Source organism: Haloplanus sp. XH21, from assembly GCF_023276355.1.
GTDB classification, from domain to species: Archaea; Halobacteriota; Halobacteria; order Halobacteriales; family Haloferacaceae; genus Haloplanus; species Haloplanus halobius.
In genome coordinates this window covers 1297940-1314161 of sequence record NZ_JALLPL010000001.1, presented here as the reverse complement: position 1 = coordinate 1314161, position 16222 = coordinate 1297940, and the positions used below count along the sequence as shown (strand labels likewise).

General features: G+C 67.5%; 12 protein-coding genes and 1 tRNA gene. 6 read left to right on the top strand and 7 right to left on the bottom strand.

Annotation, left to right across the window (positions count from 1 at the left end; translation table 11 throughout):
- The first annotated feature begins 5 nt into the window (after positions 1-5).
- Both MXB53_RS06750 and MXB53_RS06745 read left to right on the top strand, forming a co-directional pair.
- Positions 6-2591, top strand: coding sequence for a PD-(D/E)XK nuclease family protein (locus MXB53_RS06750; RefSeq protein WP_248896619.1), 2586 nt, complete (start codon positions 6-8; stop codon positions 2589-2591).
- Entirely contained in the window at positions 2588-5461 is a 2874-nt protein-coding gene (locus MXB53_RS06745) for a UvrD-helicase domain-containing protein (RefSeq protein WP_248896618.1), read from the top strand. Before MXB53_RS06750 ends, MXB53_RS06745 begins: the two co-directional genes overlap by 4 nt.
- Before the next feature lie 128 nt (positions 5462-5589).
- On the opposite strand, the gene MXB53_RS06740 is transcribed toward MXB53_RS06745, so the two are convergent.
- Positions 5590-5664: transfer RNA gene (locus MXB53_RS06740), tRNA-Arg, on the bottom strand.
- 105 nt (positions 5665-5769) lie between these two features.
- Between MXB53_RS06740 and MXB53_RS06735 the strand changes: the two genes are divergently transcribed.
- From MXB53_RS06735 to MXB53_RS06725, 3 genes are read left to right on the top strand one after another with little or no spacing between them, the layout of a single operon-like run.
- The gene (locus MXB53_RS06735) at positions 5770-6003 is read left to right on the top strand and encodes an Rdx family protein (protein WP_248896617.1); all 234 of its coding nucleotides are present in this window, start codon (positions 5770-5772) and stop codon (positions 6001-6003) included.
- Positions 6004-6053: 50 nt separating this feature from the next.
- A complete protein-coding gene (locus MXB53_RS06730; RefSeq protein ID WP_248896616.1) occupies positions 6054-7001 on the top strand; it encodes an ABC transporter ATP-binding protein in 948 nt (315 codons plus the stop codon).
- On the top strand, positions 6998-7750 hold the full coding sequence (locus MXB53_RS06725) for an ABC transporter permease (protein ID WP_248896615.1): 753 nt from the start codon (positions 6998-7000) through the stop codon (positions 7748-7750). Before MXB53_RS06730 ends, MXB53_RS06725 begins: the two co-directional genes overlap by 4 nt.
- On the opposite strand, the gene MXB53_RS06720 is transcribed toward MXB53_RS06725, so the two are convergent.
- From MXB53_RS06720 to MXB53_RS06705, 4 genes are all read right to left on the bottom strand, one after another.
- Positions 7697-9286: a PH domain-containing protein gene (locus MXB53_RS06720; protein WP_248896614.1), complete on the bottom strand. Its 1590-nt coding sequence runs from the start codon at positions 9284-9286 to the stop codon at positions 7697-7699. The genes MXB53_RS06725 and MXB53_RS06720 overlap by 54 nt on opposite strands.
- Positions 9283-9744, bottom strand: a complete 462-nt coding sequence (locus tag MXB53_RS06715) for a PH domain-containing protein (RefSeq protein WP_248896613.1) — start codon at positions 9742-9744, stop codon at positions 9283-9285. The genes MXB53_RS06720 and MXB53_RS06715 overlap by 4 nt, the downstream gene beginning before the upstream one ends.
- Positions 9745-9818: 74 nt before the next feature.
- Positions 9819-10919 carry an aminotransferase class V-fold PLP-dependent enzyme gene (locus MXB53_RS06710; RefSeq protein WP_248896612.1) on the bottom strand — a complete coding sequence of 367 codons (1101 nt, stop codon included), beginning with the start codon at positions 10917-10919 and terminating at the stop codon, positions 9819-9821.
- A 45-nt stretch (positions 10920-10964) separates the two neighbouring features.
- Positions 10965-11714, bottom strand: a complete 750-nt coding sequence (locus MXB53_RS06705; protein ID WP_248896611.1) for a DUF7260 family protein — start codon at positions 11712-11714, stop codon at positions 10965-10967.
- Between the two features lie 163 nt (positions 11715-11877).
- On the opposite strand from MXB53_RS06705, the gene MXB53_RS06700 reads away from it, so the two are divergent.
- Positions 11878-12777, top strand: a complete 900-nt coding sequence (locus MXB53_RS06700) for a DUF4349 domain-containing protein (protein WP_248896610.1) — start codon at positions 11878-11880, stop codon at positions 12775-12777.
- 6 nt (positions 12778-12783) lie between these two features.
- Here MXB53_RS06700 and MXB53_RS06695 read toward each other — a convergent pair whose 3' ends face one another.
- Positions 12784-14682 carry a DEAD/DEAH box helicase gene (locus tag MXB53_RS06695; RefSeq protein WP_248896609.1) on the bottom strand — a complete coding sequence of 633 codons (1899 nt, stop codon included), beginning with the start codon at positions 14680-14682 and terminating at the stop codon, positions 12784-12786.
- Between the two features lie 49 nt (positions 14683-14731).
- Positions 14732-16090, bottom strand: coding sequence for an NtaA/DmoA family FMN-dependent monooxygenase (locus MXB53_RS06690; protein WP_248896608.1), 1359 nt, complete (start codon positions 16088-16090; stop codon positions 14732-14734).
- Between the last annotated feature and the right edge of the window lie 132 nt (positions 16091-16222).

Below are 16222 nucleotides of genomic sequence, written 5' to 3'. Positions count from 1 at the left end.
CCGCCGTGTCATTTCCTCGGGCCAAGCCAATCGACGACCTCTACGAGGACGTCGCCGGATACGACCTCGTCGTGGTACCGGACGCGCCACTGGCCAGCGCGTTGAACCGTCGCATCGACCGGCCACATCTCGGATCGTTCGCGATCACGCCCCGTCGTCTCGCGGCGGGCCGTCGGGAAGAAGCCGAGGACCGCATCGCCTTTCTCGAACTCGTCGAGCAGACCGACCTCGACTGGAAGCGCGGTGCCTACGCCATCGGGAACATCCTCCAGTGCTGGGAACACCGTGGCCGTCTCGAAGCCATCCTCGACTACGATGCGTACGTCGACGGCGCCACGCGCCAGGCGGTCGAGTACATCGCTGGTCTCGATACGACATCGCGGCGACTCACCGAGTACCGCATCGACGGCGATCAGGATATCGCCGTCGTCGGACACGACCAACTAACGCAGCTGGAGCGATCGATCCTCCCCGACGACTACGAGACGTACGACACGTTCGGTGAACGGGAGTTCGACCGGCCGCCGTTCCACATCTTCGACTCCGCCACGGCCATCGTCGACACCGTCGTCGATGCCGTCACCGAATCGAACGCCGACGACGTTGCTGTCGTGCTCGACCGAGGGAGCGAGTTCTCCGCGCTCATCGAGTCCGCGCTGGAGGCCGACGACATCCCGTTCTACGGCGGTCCCGGCTTCATCGACGACCCCGACCACCGCACGTTCGTCCAGTTGCTCCGTGCGGCACACGGCGGCACCGAGACGCGCGTCGGTGAGATACGGCCGCTCCTCTCGCGACTCGGTATCTCGCTCGACGTCGAGCACGACGAGAAGCGCCTGTACGAACTCGACGACCGCGAACTCGACTGGCTCGTCGACTTCTGTGGGCACATCGAAACCCGGACTTTCGCTGAGGCGCTCGGCCGGTTCGAGGACAGGGTGGACCGCCGACTCGACGGGTTCCGTGCCGAACTGGAGACGCTCGGCATCGCCGACACGCGCGCGACCGAGTCTGCCGTGGACCAGCTTGTGTTCTACCTCCAGAGTTACGAGGTGCCCATCGACCGGGACAACGAGGGAGTGTTGCTCGCCGACGCGAAGTCGGCCGCCTACGTCGACCGCCCGGTCGTCTTCTACCTCGGACTGGACGAGGACTGGACGCATTCGGCGCCGCGCCGTCCGTGGGTCGATCAGGGTCCCCAGTACACGCGCAACATCCAGCAGTTCCAGCTCCTCCTCCAGAGCGGAGCGACGCAATACTACCTCGTCCAAGACGCGAAAGGCGGGTCGCCGGTGACGCCGTGTCTCTACTTCGAAGAACTGCTCGACGAGGAGTTCGAGCGCTTCAGCGACCTGGATTCGGCGACGCACGCACCCCGGATCGACCGTTCCGGTGACGGCTTCGAGAAGAAACCGGTCGAGGCCACCACCTCCCAGATGTCGACCATCAGCCAATCCAGTCTCGGCACCTACGTCAACTCGCCCCGAGACCACTTCTTCGACCGACTCGTCGACGACCCCGACAAGGACTACTTCAAAGAAGGGAACCTCTTCCACGACTTCGCCGAGTTCTACGTCACCCACCCGGAGTTCGTCGACGAGGGCGTCATCGACGACGTGGTGGAGTATATGCTCGCGGAAACGCGGCCGTTCGTCCGGTCGGTCGACGAGGCGACGCGCCGGACGAAATACCGCGCTGGCGTGGAGACCATCGTCGCGTTCTTCGATGAGAACACGCCAGTCGACGGCGAATTTCTCACCGCCACGAGCGACTGGGGGAGCAACGTCTTCGCCGAGCGCTTTGATCGTCCCATCGACTCACCCATCACCGAACGGTGGTTCGAGAACGAGGACCTGGGGGTGAAAGGGAAAATCGACCTGGTTCACTCGCCGTCCCGACTCCTCGACCACAAGAGCGGCCGGCGCAAGAGCGCCGCTCAGATCGTCAAACGTTCGGCGCTCGACCCACCCAGCGACTCGCCGAACTTCCAAGCGCTCCTGTACCTCACGCACTGGCGCTCGCAGTACCCCGAACAGCGACTCGAATTCGCCTTCTTCCACTTCCTCGATACGCTCGACGATGTCGTCGCCGGTGAGGTCGATCTCGACGACACGCTGACGACGGTCTCCTACCATCCGATGCCGTTCGAGGCGCACGCGCGCTCCGAGGCGTTCTTCGACGAGTTGGTCGAAGACGGCGCGAACGACTGTCAGAAGACGCTCTCCCAGGTCGACTACGAGGACTACGCGGCGGTCTTCGACGAGACGGACCTTCCGGACACGACCGACAGCGGCGAACTCATCGACTCGGCGTTCGGCGAGACGCTGACGGCCCGACTGAAAGACCGCGTCGGCGACTACAAGTACGTCGAGTCGGGCTGCAAGCAGGCGATGCGCCAGTTGGCGCGCGTTCGCGGGCGGACGTTCTTCGAAGACGATCTCGACGCGTTCGAGGCCTTCGTCGACGAGCGCCTCGGGGAACTGAACCGCCGACGCGCCGGGGTGGAACGCTTCCCGATCGGGGGACTCGGCGGCGAGCCGAACTACCGCTACGTGGACAACCGCGACCTGCTCCTGGAGGGTGAGCGATGACCGACCACGGCCCGAACGACCAGCAACGGGAACTCATCGACGGAACGGACGGCCTCTATCTCGTCGACGCCGGCGCCGGGACGGGCAAGACGTTCACCGTGACGCGCCGGTACGCCACCATCGTCTCGCAGGATGCCGTCGATCCCGACGATGTCCTGCTGGTGACGTTTACGAACAACGCGGCCGCCGAGATGAAAGAGCGCATCGTCGGGAACTGCCACTACGGGATGCGCGAACTCGCGGACGCCCCAATTCAGACGTTCCACTCGCTCTGTCACGACATCCTCGAGGAGCACGGGCACGCCGCCCCGACGTATCTCGGCATCGACGACCGCATCACCGGGTCGACGCGCATCGTCGAAGACGAACTCGTCGAAGAGGCGCTGTTCGGCGAGTTCATCGACCGATTCAGCGACGAGCATCCCGAGTACGACGATTTCTTCCGCGCGCTCTCGAATCCGGACGAGTTGCTCGGCCTGCTCAACCAGCTCGCGGCGAAGGGCGTGTTCCCGGACGCCGACGGGTGGTACCGCGACGGCGAGCGCCATCTCGACGGCGACTTTGCGGCGTTCAAAGCGGTGTTCGACGAGCTGAACGAACCGCGAAACGGCGGGCGCAAACAGTCCGTGCTGCGGTCGAAGCTCGGTCGCTACGGGCGGAACAAGTGCTACCTCCCCGACGCCCCCGAGAAATCGGCGGTTCGTGGGGACGGCAAACAGGTCCCCGACGACCTCGCCAGGCGCGTCCTCGAGGAAGACCGCACGGATCTGAAGGCGTTCGTCCACGACATCTACCACGCGTACCTGCAGTTCGCGCTGCGGCGCAACTACCTGAACTTCGGGATGCTCCAGCTGTTCGCGTTCGTCCTGCTCTGTGAGAACCACGATCTGCGCGACGACGTGGCGTTCGAGTATGTGATGATCGACGAGTTTCAGGATTCCAGCGAGATACAGTTCAAGCTCGCGCTCCTGCTCGCGGGCACGAACAACGTCTGCGTCGTCGGCGACTGGAAACAGAGCATCTACAGCTTCCAGTACGCCGACGTCGACAACATCGTCGAGTTCGAGAGCCGGCTGGATCGCTTCGTCGACCAGTTGAACCGCGACCACGAACGCGTGTCGTTCCCGACCAGCCCCGTCACCACCATCGAACTCGTCGAGAGCTACCGCTCCACTCAGGAGATACTCGACTTCTCGGAGCACGCCCTGCGAGCCCCCGCAGCGAATCTGGATGACGTAGACGAAGAGGCCGTCGACGACCGTATCGTTTCACTTCGGTCGAACTCGGACCACGAGAACACCACCATCGAGGCGATTCGGAGCGACGAGGAGCAGGAGGCGGTGCTGGCGAAGATCCAAGGGATCGTCGGCAACGAGAACTACCGCGTCGAGGACGAGGACGGCACTCTCCGAGCGCCGCAGTATGGCGACATCGCGGTGATGACGCGCACGCGTGACTTCGGGAGAGAGTTGCTCGGCACCGCCGAGGCGTACGGGCTCCCGATGGCCTACGAGGGCGGGATCGAACTCTTCCGGACGGACCAGGCAAAGCTCCTGCTCGCCTGGCTGCGCATCCTGGAAGACGACATCGACCGCGGGTGGGCCGTCGTCCTCGAGCGAGCGGGCTACACGCTCGACGAGATCGACGCGATCCTGGAGCGCGAATCGTACCCTGAGAACGTGGTGGCGTTTCGCGAGGAGCTGCGGGCGATGGAGACGCTCGGCAGCGTCGCGCGGCGCGTGTTCGCTCGCTACGGCTACGACGGGCCGACGGCGGACGTCGTCCTCCACACGCTCCAGTCGGTCCACAACGCGACCACGCAGACGCGTGGCGATCTCATCCGATTCATCGAACGCGGTGTCGAGGCCGGAAGTACCCGCGAAGTCCACGCCGGCGCGGGGACGAACTCCGTGACCGTCCAGACGATTCACGCGACGAAAGGCCTCGAATACCCCATCGTCATCCTGGCGAACATGAACAGCGGGCGGTTCCCGCCGGGCGGCGGTGGTGGCGGCGTCGTCACCTACGACGACCCCGTTGGCTTGCGTCAGCGGAAAGTGTACTCGAAAGACGCACACGGGCTGCCCCACGTCTACGACAACTGGCGAGCCGATGTCCTCCGGGCGTGTCTGCCTCGCGAGTACGACGAGGAGCGCCGGCTCCTCTACGTCGCCATCACGCGCGCCGAGAGCCACGTCGTCTTCACCGCTGGCGAGGATCCGAACACCTTCATTGAGGAGCTCCCGGTCGCGGTCGAGTCAGTCACGCCCGACGTTGCGGAGCACACGCAAGAAGAGTCGGACCAGACCGCGCTCCAGGTCAAGATGCCGGTCCCGGAGGGACCACGCGGACACACCCCGCATACGCTCATGCGCGACGAGGTGTTCGAGGACGTCGAGGGGGGTCGCGGGACCGAGTTCGGCACGCGAGTCCACGACTTCGCCGAGGCGTACGCGCTCGGTGAAGATGTCGAACCACGTGACTCAGAACCGGACGAGGCGCACGTCGCGCAGTTCATCGACGGCCTCGACGGGGCGTTACTGATCGAGGAAGACGCGTACCTGCCGCTCACGGTCGATGGCGAGCGCGTGACCATCTCGGGCGTGGTCGACCTCGTTCACGTGACGCCGGACCGCGTGGACATCGTCGACTACAAGACTGACCGCGGCCGGCACGGCGAGTCGGAGTACCGCAAGCAGTTGAGTGTCTACTACCACGTCGTCAGCGACGCCTACCCGGATCGGGAGATCACGGCCAGTGTTCTGTATACGGAGACGGGGGTTCGTCGGGACATCGAACCGCTCGACATGACCGAGATTAAGGCTCTCGTCAGGGATTCCGACATATCGTCGACGGAAGTCACCGAGTAACGGCGCGACTGGTATTCCGGGCGGGGCGCTGCAGGATTTGAACCACGGTCGCTCGCTACGCTCGCTCCCTGATTCAAATCCTTCGCGGTTCCATTGCTGCCGCTCACGGGGTTGTTCGCGGCAGCAAGTGGGCGCTGCAGGATTTGAACCCGCGACAATCTGGTCCGAAGCCAGACACTCTGTCCAGGCTGAGCTAAGCGCCCCGTAGTGTGTATTCGAACGTCCCCGGCCAATAAACCAACCGATCGGGGCGACGCGCCACCGGACCCACGCTCAGATTTAACTGTTCGTTCGTCCAACCAGTACGTATGACAGATGTCGAAATCGAATACTGCGTCCCGTGTGGCTTCCTGGAACGTGCTGAAGACGTCCAACACGCGCTGCTCACGTCGCTCGGCGAGGACCTCGACTCGGTCGCGCTGGTGACCGGCGAGAAGGGCGTCTTCCGCGTCAGCGTCGACGGCGAGACCATCTACGACAAGGACGAGAACGGCGACTACGACACCGACGCCCTGGTCGACGCGGTGCGGGAGCGCGTCTGAGCGGTCGCGGAAACGGAATCCTTACTTCGGCACCGCCGCGACCCTCGGGCATGGCAGAGGCACTCGTCGCCGAGGGCGTGCGCAAGCAGTACGGCGACACCGTCGCGCTCGACGGCGTCTCGCTATCGATCCCCGCAGGCGAGGTGTTCGGACTGGTCGGCCCCAACGGCGCGGGCAAGACCACGCTCGTCCGGGCACTCACGGGGACCACTCGCTACGAGGGGGCGATCCGGGTGCTCGGCGAGGAGCCGGGGGGCGTCGATCCGTCCCGGATCGGCCTCCTCCCGCAGTCGTTTCACCCGGCAGATCGGCTCACGGCCCGCGAACTGATCGCGTACTACGCCGGCCTCTACGACGAGTCCCGCGCCGTCGACGATGTCCTCGACGACGTGGGACTGACCGACGCCGCCGACACCTGGTACGAGAACCTCTCGGGCGGCCAGCGGCGGCGAGCCTGTGTGGGCACGGCGCTCGTCAACGATCCCGACGTGCTCTTCCTGGACGAACCGACGACGGGTATCGACCCTGCGGGCCGACGGTCGCTGTGGGAACTGATAGAGAACCTGGCTGCGGGCGGCACGACGGTGTTGCTCACCAGCCACTCGATGGGCGAGGTCGAACGACTGGCCGACCGCGTCGGTCTCCTCCGTGACGGGAGTCTCGTCGCTGTCGGCACGCCGTCGGAGTTGGTCGCGGACCACGGCGGCGACAGCCACCTGCTGGTGGACGTGGACGACCCCGCGGATGCACGGGTGGCCGCAGAGGCCCTCGACGCCGACATCGACGAACGCGACGGCCATCTCGTCGTCCACGATGTCGCGCTCGCGGACGTGGGCCGTGTCGTCGCGGAGCTGGAAGCCGCCGGCGTCGACTTCGATTCGTTCACCTGGGCCGAACCCGATCTCGAGGACATCTACCTCCGCCTGACGGGTGAGTCGCTGACGGCGGGGATGGACCGGAAGCCAGCGACGGAGACGGAAGGGGAGGCGTCGCGATGAGCCGCCAGCGGCGGATCCGGTCGACGTTCGTTGCCGCGGCCCGCGCGTTCACCCGGCGGAAGACGGCCGTCTTCTTCACGTTTTTCTTCCCCATCCTGCTCATCCTGATCTTCGGCGCGCTGGTGCAGACCCGACCCACCGGCGGCGGCCTGTTCGCCCGCGAACCGGCGTACTACCTCCCCGGCTACCTCGGCATCGTCGTGGTGTTCACGCCGCTGTCGCGGGTGGGAAGCACCATCGCGCGCCACCGCGACGGCAACCGCTTCGAGAAACTGGCGACGACGCCGCTTCGCCGCTGGGAGTGGCTCTTCGCCCACACGCTGGTCAACGCCGTCGTCATCGGCCTCGCCGGCCTGCTGCTGTTCGTACTGGTGTTGTTCGTGACGGGCGCCGAGGTGGTCGTCGGCCCCGGACTGCTCGCGCTGGTCCCGCTCGTGGTCGTCGGCGTGACGTTGTTCTGTGGACTGGGGGCGATCATCGGCCGCGTCGCCGACTCCCAGGACGGCGTCATCGCCGCCAGCAACTCCGTCGCGCTCCCGGTGTGGATGCTCTCGGAGACGTTCGTCCCGCCCGCGATGCTGCCCGCCTGGTTCCGCCCCGTGACGGACGTTTCGCCGCTGACGTACTTCTCCCGTGGCGTCCGCGCGGCGACCGAAGGCGGCGATCCGATGGGGTCGCTGCTCGTGTTGGCGGTGCTAGCCCTCGGGATCTTCGTCGCCGGCGCCGTCGCCGTCCCGCGAACGGAGTGATCGAGCGTCCGTGTCGGTGGAATCGTCGGTAGCGGCCACCGATCCGTCGCCCGCGCCGGCGTTCGCGCCCGGTTCGATCCAGCCCCGGCGTGCGGCGAGCGATTCCCGGAGACGGGTCGCGAGCGTCGCCCGGAGGTCGTCCGCCGTCGCGTCGTCAATGTCGACTGCGGCGGCGTCGCTGCCGACGATCGAGAGGGAGCCAGCAGTGTCGGCGGTCACCGTCGCGACCCCCCAGCGTCGCTGGAAGAACGTCCGCGAGTCGATGACCGTCTGGATGCGGTAGTAGGGAACGATCTTTATCTCTCGGCGGAGGACGCCGTTTCGCGTGACGAGATGGTGCTCCCCGAGCCAGTACCCCCGGTGTCGCCATTTGAAGTGGGCAGCGACGGGGACGAGCAAAACGAGCGCCACGGGACCGTACCAGGGGAGCGACCGCGCCACGAGAAGGTCGACGCCGTAGAGGAGCGCGACGACGACGCCGAGACCGAGGCAGTAGCGGAGGGCGTAGCGACGGCGGACGCGTTTCGGCGGGCGGTCGAACGCCGGCGTGCCGAACGACTCGATGCGCGAGGCGAGGTCGAACACCCGCTCGCGGCTGGCGAGCGGGACGGCCGCCTCCGACCCGCTCTCGCCCGATCCGGGGGTGTACCCCGCCGTTTCGATGCGGAGCGACGCGTAGCCGAACAGCCGCTTCAGCGGGTCGTCGGTCACGGTCAACGTCTGCACCTTGTCCAAGGGGATCGACCCGTCGTATCGCCGCAGGAGGCCGCGCTCGTACTGCAGTTCGTCGCCGACGCGCGCGAGGCGGAAGTCGTAGTAGTTGAGGACGGAGACGAGCGCGCCACCGAGCCACGAGACGAGGACGATGACGAGCGCGACGGCGACGACGCCGGCCGCGAGAACGCCGATCTGCGTGGCGAGCATCGACGACAGCGCGGGGAGGCTCCCGGAGAGCAACACGAACAGGAGGCCCGGGATCCGGAAGTCGAACGACAGCGCCCCCACGAGCAGGAGTTCGCGCCCCGACAGCGCGAACAGGGCTTCGCTCTCTCGGTCCGGCGCGGACGCCTGGTCGCTAGTCTCTCCAGCCGCCGCGTCACCCCGTTTCAGTCGGCCGATATCCTGCTGCAGCCGTTTGGCCACCTCGAAATCGACGAACCGAAGCGACGCCTCCGTCTCGCTCCCGCCGGCCGTCTCGAAGTCGACGGCGGCGATGCCGACGAGTCGCTGGACGATGTTCCGGCTGATGTCGACGTTCTGGATCCGTCGGATGGGGATTTCGCGGTTGCGTCGCGAGACGACGCCCGAGCGGATGTCGAGCGTCTCGTCCCCGAGTTCGTACTCGAACCGGCGGTAGTAGGTCACCTCGTAGCCGACGAGCAGGAGGATCGCCAGGCCGACGAGGGCGGCGCCGACGACCCCGCCGATGGGGCCGAGCGCGGCCGACGCGCCCGAGGAGATGACGACGGCGGTGAACACGAGGCCGGCCCCGCGTTCGATCACGCGGTACGGCACCGAGAGCGGCGAGAGCTTCATACGGCGTCGTCGCCCTCGGCGCCGATCGCGAGGCGTTTGAGTCGCTCGCGCAGGTCGTCGGCGCCCGTCGGCGTCAGTCCGGGAACGGTCACGTCGGCCCCGCGCGAGCCGGCGGTGTAGACGACGGTGCTCGCGAGGCCGGCGAGCCGTTCGACCGGCCCGCGCGACGAGTCGACGTGCTGGATGCGAACGAAGGGGACGACCGTCCGAACCCGCGTAAAGACGCCGCGTTCGAGGTAGAGCGCGTCGTCGCGCACTTCGTATCGCCAGACGCGGTAGCGGGCCGTCGCAAGCCCCACACCGACGACGAGGGCGACGACGAAGACGGCGGGCGGTACCCACGCTGGCAGGGTAAGGAGAAACCGGCTGACGACCAGCGTAACGGCGGCGAGAACGGCGGCGAGAACGGCCGCCTGCCCGGCCCAGACGGCGCGGACGCGCGGGTGAAGCCGATTCATGTCGGCGGTGCCCTCCGCTGACGATGGGACATGCCACCCGCTTGCGGTCGGCACGGCAAATAGGTGCTGGCTGGCTACAGCGCGTCGAGGAGGGCGTCCACGTCCGCGGCCGTGTTGAAGACGTGGACCGACGCCCGGACCGCCTCGGGATGCGAGAGCGACCGGATGTGAATCCCCTCGTCGGCGAGTCGGTCGACCAGCGCCGCGGGATCGTCGGCGGTGAAGGTGACCAGTCCGGACTCGTACTCGCGGGGGCTCAGCAGGCGGTCACCGAGGCCCGCTTTCAGCCGGTCGGTCAGGCGCTCGATGCGATCGGTGATCGTATCGTAGCCGATCGCCTCGATGGTGTCGATGGCTTCGACGAGACCGCGGTACGGCGCCGGGGACGTGGTGCCGACCTCCAGGCGCGGGGCGCCGTCGACGAGTTCCAACTCCTGGGCACCGGGGTCGTCGACGCTGCGGTAGCCCGCGAGACCGGGCGTGAGGCGGTCGGCCACCTCGCGGTCGACGTAGAGAAAGCCGGCGCCCCACGGCCCGAGCAGCCACTTGTGGCCGGCGGCGGCGACGAAGTCCGCTTCCCACGCCCCGACGTCGACGGGGACCTGTCCCGGCGACTGGACGGCATCGACCAGAACGAGCGTGTCGTGTTCGTGGGCGATTTCGACGACATCGGCGATAGGAAGTCGCGTCCCGTGACTCCAGGTGATGGAGTTCAGACAGAGGAGGCGCGCGTCGGCGACGGCGTCTTCGACCGCGTCGAGGTCGATCCGGCCGGACTGAGTTTCGAGGACGCGAACCCGGACCCCCCGTTCGCGGAGGTTCCACCACGGGACGACGCCGGCCGGGTGTTCGAGGTCGGTGCGGACGACCACGTCGCCGGGGTTCCAGTCGACCGTCGCGGCGACGCGCGCGATACCGTCGGCGGTGCTGTTGGTGAGCGCGATCTCCGAGGGTTGGGCACCGACGAAGTCGGCCACGGCCTCGCGCGCCACCTCGAAAATCTCGTAGGCGGCGGGGTACGCCCCCTCCTCGACCGGGGCGACGTACTCATGGTGTTCGAGACAGTCGGTCGTCGCCTCGACGACGGGGCGGGGTGCCGGCCCCGAGGCGCCGGTGTTGAAGTAGACGCCCCGTTCACAGACCGGAATCGCCGCCCGGAGGTCTTCGGGTCGCATACCACCCTGTCAGCGGGCGGGCCTCCTCAACGTTTCCCGTCGCGATCAGGCCGTCGCGGTCAGCACTCGTTCGATCCGGCCGCGGACGGTATCGATCCGGGTTCCGAGAGCCCCGACGGCGTCGAGGACCGGGTACGACACCGAGAGGTCGGCGTAGAGATACTCCGTCAGATCCGTCGGGACGCCCGGTAGGTCGCCCCGATAGCCGCGGATCGTCTCCTGTCGTCGCGCGCCGAGGTCCGCCACGCGGGCTTCGAGATCGTCCAGCGTCGACCACCGATCACGCAGGGTGTCGAACCCGTACCGGGTGTGCGAGTCCACGTCGAGCGACCGAAGCGTCGCACACAGGTCGTCGATGTCGTCGGCTGCCCGGGCCAGTGCCGACCGCTCGTGGTCCAGGACATCAAGAAAGGCCTCGCGCTCGTCCCGGGCTGCCGTCGCCGCCGACCGCACCGCGCCGCGGATCTCCGGTGTCAACACCGCGTCACTCACGATGGCGGCCGCCAGCGTGTCGCCGAACTCCACCGCGAGGCTCTCGGGGACGGTGTCACCGTACTCCGCGCCGTAATGGGCCACGTCCATCACCGTCTCGACGTACGCCGTGCGGACGGCGTCGGTCGTCCGGTCTGGGCGGTCGAACCCGGGGACTGCGGGCGGAGACGCCGAGACCGACGCCGTCGGCAGATCCGCCACACGGCGGTTGAACGCGGCGAAGGCGTCGCGTTCGGCACGCACACACGCCCGTTCCTCGTCGACCGCTGCCCTGGCAGCGTCGATCGTGCCGTCTACGGCCATACTCGTCCCGAACGGCCGAGCCAGCATAAATGTATATTATATAATATATATCGGAAGCTGAGGAGTGTTGTGACACATATTCACGATGGGAGGCGTCGCTGGTTGATCAAACAGTCGTTTGTGCTTCACCCGATGTTATAGCCGTCCACGGAGTAGGCGACGTATGGTACGACGACTTGGAGTAGTACTGCTCGCGGCGCTGGTAGTACTATCCGGATGTAGTGGCGGGGCAAGCAGCGGCGCCCAGGTCAGCGGTGGTGGCGATGCGACGACCCTCGCGGAGACGGCCGCCGTCGACCAATCCGGGGCCGAAGAGCGGGCAGCTAACGACGAGGGCGGCGGAGGGGACGGCGGCAGCGCCGACGCGACCGCCAGGGCGGGACGCTCCATCATCCGCACCGGCCAGGTGCAACTGCGGGTCGACGACTACGAGACCGCACGGTCGAACCTGACCGCCGCCGTCGAGGCGCGGGGGGGCTACGTCAGCGGGTCGTCCCAGCAGGTCCACGAACGCGGCGACGACGCCTGGACCTCGGGTCGGGTCGTCCTCCGGGTCCCCGCCGAGGACTTCGCCGAGATGATGACCGTCGTCGAGCGCCAGGGCCACGTCCGCGAGTCACGGACGTCGACCCAGGACGTGACCGACCAGGTGGTCGACTTAGAGGCGCGACTGGAGAATCTGCGCGCCGAGCGCGACCGACTGCGGACGCTGTACGATCGCGCCAACGACACCGAGGACGTTCTCGCCGTCGAGCGTCGACTCTCCGAAGTACAGACCGAAATCGAGCAAACCGAAGCGCGGTTGCAGAGCCTCCAGCGGCAGGTCGCGTACTCCACGATCACGGTCGAGATGAGCGAACCCCGGCCCGACCGCCCCGCCCCCGATCACTGGTACGACACGCCCATCCTGTCCGCGTTCCTCGAGTCCGTCCACGGGGTCGGCGTCGCGCTCCGCGCACTGGCCGTCGGCGCCGCCTTCGTCGCACCCTATCTCCTCGTCTTCCTGACGCCCATCGCCGTCGTGGCGGGGCTCCTCTACCGGTATCGGCGCCGGATCCTCTAACCGGCGTTAGAGGCGCGCCCGCACCTTGCGGAACGGGACCGCTGCGTCGGCGTCGACCACCTCGGCGATGGCGTCGGCTGCGCCGAGCAACCACTCCGCGCGTTCGATGCGTGACTCCAGGTCGCCGGGACCGATGCGGAAGCGCTCGACCAGGTCGGCGGCGCTCGCGCCTTCGGTCCACTCGTGCAGGATACGTGCCGTCTTCACTGCCGTCAGCCACGCCTCGAACGCGTCCGTCTCGCCCATCGCCGTCGTGAACTCGGCCGCGTGTGACTGGGCGAAGCGGTACATCTCCGCACGCTCGCGGTTCCCGAGATACGTGTCCTGCATGTCGGGCGTGTCACAGACGATTTCGAGCGCCGTCAGGCCGGTCACCGTCTCCATTCCTGCCGCCGTCCGGAGGCCGGCGACGACGCGGGCGCCCGTCTCGGGGGCGACGTACTGTCGGGAGACGCGCTCGCCGAGGTCCGTCGCCGCCAGGCCGCCGTCGTCGCGGATCATCTCCATCGAGACGAGGTCCGCGACGGCCGTGTCGACGACGCCGCTCAACTCGATCGTCGGCGTCCCGTGAGCGTAAAACGTCGCGTCGAGGACGTCGAGGACGCCCTCCCGCGACGCGGCGAAGTCCGAGGAGACGATGGAGAGGACGTGCGTCCGGAGCGCGTTCGGATCGGCCAACTGCGACTCGACGCGCTCCGGATCCGCCTCGACGTAGCGCGCCCGGAGTTCGTCACGGGTGTCGCCGTCGCCCACGAGCACCGCCTCGCCGTAGGGGTCGAGATGGGGGCGCCCCGCCCGCCCGCACATCTGATGGACTTCGAGGACGGGGAGCCACTCCATCCCGGACCCGGTGTAGCGCTGCTGGTCGCGGATCACGACCCGCCGTGCGGGGACGTTCACACCCGCGGCGAGGGTCGGCGTCGCGCAGATGACGCGCAGGTCGCGGTCACGGAAGGCGCGTTCGACGGCGACGCGGTGATCGCTCCGGAGGCCCGCGTGGTGGAAGGCGACGCCGCTCTCGACACAGTCGGCGAGTCGGCGTCCCGTCTCGGTGCCGTCCGGGTCGCGAATCTCGCCGGCGATGTCGGGCGCTGACCCCAGCCCCGCGGTAGCGAGGCGGTCGGCGAGGGATTCGGCCTCGCGGCGCGACCGAACGAACGCCAGCGCTTGCCCGCCGCCGTCGACGGTGTCCGACACCAGCGCCTCGGTCGCGTTCGTGGCGTCGGCCGGATCGCCCGCGACGGCGATATCGAGCGTCGTACCGTCGTCGAACGACACCGCGTTCCCGGCGTAAACGCCGGTGCGGAGGTCGACGGGGCGCCAATCGGACTGCACGAGACCGGCGTCGAGCCAATCGGCCAAGTCCTCGGGGTTGGCGACGGTGGCCGAGAGCGCGACCACCTGGACGCCCGGAGCGCGCCGCTGGAGCGTTGCGAGCGTTACCTCCAGCGTCGGGCCGCGCCCCTCGCTCCCGACGAGATGTACTTCGTCGACGACGACGCAGGCGAGGTCGGCGATCCAGTCGGCGCCGTTGCGGATGGCCGAATCCACCTTCTCGCTGGTGGCGACGACGATGTCGTTGTCTCCGAGTTGCTCGTCGGTAGCGTCGTAGTCGCCGGTCGAGATGCCGACGCTCACGCCCGGTATGTCCGAGAACGTCTCGTATTTCTCGCGGGCAAGCGCCCGAAGCGGGACGATGTAGAGTCCGGGACCGTCGGCGGTGAGCATCGCCAGCGTGGCGATGAACGTCTTGCCGCTTGCGGTCGGCACGGCGGCGACGAGTCGCCGTCCCTCGGCGACGCCGGCCTCGACGGCCGCCACCTGGGGCGGGTAGAGTTCCTCGATGCCCCGCGACTCGAAATGGTCGATGACCGCCGTCGAGAGGGGCAGGTCCCGGACGCGCATGCTCCTTCTGGGCCGTCACCACACCTAAACCCACGGTCGAGGCGGGGATTCATCCGTCCGGCGCACACTTCCACGCGGGGTGGGACGCCGCGAGTGTGGCGTCGTCGCGGCGGTCGAAGAGGCGCTCCCGAAGCGTGAGCGACTCGGCCGGCGGCGCGTCGGCGAGCGATCCGCGGGCGCGGAGTTCGGGGACGAGATGCTCGCAGACGGCCTCGAACGAACGAGGGACGAGCGGTGCCAGCACGACGAACCCGTCCGCGCCGGCGGCGTGCCACCGTTCCAGTTCGCTCGCGACGGTGTCACCGTCGCCGACCAGTTCGACCGCCGGGTATCTGGCGTACCGCTTCGCCGCCTCGCCGACGGTCCACTCGTGATCGTCCTCGATGAACACCTTCAGCGCGCCGCGGATGCCCTCGACGGGCAGGTCGGCCAGGGGCGCATCGCGGTCGTACTGGCTGTAGTCGTGATTGAAGTGATTCGAGAGGCGAACGAGCCCCGTCTCGGGGTCGATGTAGTCCAGAACGCGGTCGTACAGCGCTTCGGCGTCCGCTGTGGTCGGGGCAACGTACGGCGTGACCGCGGGATAAAAGCGGATGTCCGCGCGGGACCGCCCGTAGTCGGCCGCCCGGTCGACGACATCGGCGGCGTACGTTTCGAACCCCTCACGACTGAGATGGAAGGAGAAGGTCGCTTCCGCGTGGCGCGCGGCGAACTCGCGGCCGCGCTCTGACTGTCCCGCCTGAAACAGCATCGGCGTCCGCTGTGGCGACGGCGCGCACATGTGCGGCCCCGGAACCTCGAAATACTCGCCGTCGTGGTCGATGAAGGAGACGGCGTCCGGATCGGCGTAGGTGCCGCTCTCGGCGTCCGTGACGACGGCGTCGTCGTCCCAACTGTCTTCCCAGAGCCGATAGCAGACCTCGAGAGACTCGTCGGCGATTTCGTAGCGTTCGTCGTGGGGGACGTACTCGCCGGCGACGTTGCGAAACTCCAGCTCGCCCGACGACGTGACGATGTTCCAGCCAAGCCGACCGTCGGTGAGGTGATCGATCGTCGAGAGTTTCTTCGCGAGGAGGTAGGGCGGATAGAACGACGTCGACGCGGTGGCGACGAGGCCGAGACTGTCGGTCGCCGCACCCAGCGCCGACAGCAGGGGCAGGGGGTCGTTCTCGGGGAGTTGCTCGCCGTGGCGGACCGTCGGGCGGATGCTGCCCTGATACTGCGACGCCACGTTGAACGCATCCGCGAAAAACAGCGCCGAGAATCCGCCACGCTCCAGTCGCCGCGCGAGATCGGTCCAGAAATCGACATCGCAGTAGCCCGCCGCCTGGCCGTGATCCGAGGCTTTCCAGGCGTCCTCGACCGCCGGCGAGTGCGAGCAGTTCGTGTACGCGATGAGGTCAAGCATATCACCCACGATAGGTCATCAAGCGGTTAAATCTTCGTCTACTGACCGACGGTTGCGAATACTGAAGAAATAATCTCTTCATATATTGCCTTCGAAGGGTGACTTTAACTCGGTTGGGCGTTGTGGTCACCG

Bases quoted from the DNA above. Each gene is read 5' to 3' on its own strand.
- MXB53_RS06745 (WP_248896618.1), top strand. From the start codon at position 2,588: ATGACCGACCACGGCCCGAACGACCAGCAACGGGAACTCATCGACGGA.
- MXB53_RS06735 (WP_248896617.1), top strand. From the start codon at position 5,770: ATGACAGATGTCGAAATCGAATACTGCGTCCCGTGTGGCTTCCTGGAA.
- MXB53_RS06730 (WP_248896616.1), top strand. From the start codon at position 6,054: ATGGCAGAGGCACTCGTCGCCGAGGGCGTGCGCAAGCAGTACGGCGAC.
- MXB53_RS06725 (WP_248896615.1), top strand. From the start codon at position 6,998: ATGAGCCGCCAGCGGCGGATCCGGTCGACGTTCGTTGCCGCGGCCCGC.
- MXB53_RS06720 (WP_248896614.1), bottom strand. From the start codon at position 9,286: ATGAAGCTCTCGCCGCTCTCGGTGCCGTACCGCGTGATCGAACGCGGG.
- MXB53_RS06715 (WP_248896613.1), bottom strand. From the start codon at position 9,744: ATGAATCGGCTTCACCCGCGCGTCCGCGCCGTCTGGGCCGGGCAGGCG.
- MXB53_RS06710 (WP_248896612.1), bottom strand. From the start codon at position 10,919: ATGCGACCCGAAGACCTCCGGGCGGCGATTCCGGTCTGTGAACGGGGC.
- MXB53_RS06705 (WP_248896611.1), bottom strand. From the start codon at position 11,714: ATGGCCGTAGACGGCACGATCGACGCTGCCAGGGCAGCGGTCGACGAG.
- MXB53_RS06700 (WP_248896610.1), top strand. From the start codon at position 11,878: ATGGTACGACGACTTGGAGTAGTACTGCTCGCGGCGCTGGTAGTACTA.
- MXB53_RS06695 (WP_248896609.1), bottom strand. From the start codon at position 14,682: ATGCGCGTCCGGGACCTGCCCCTCTCGACGGCGGTCATCGACCATTTC.
- MXB53_RS06690 (WP_248896608.1), bottom strand. From the start codon at position 16,090: ATGCTTGACCTCATCGCGTACACGAACTGCTCGCACTCGCCGGCGGTC.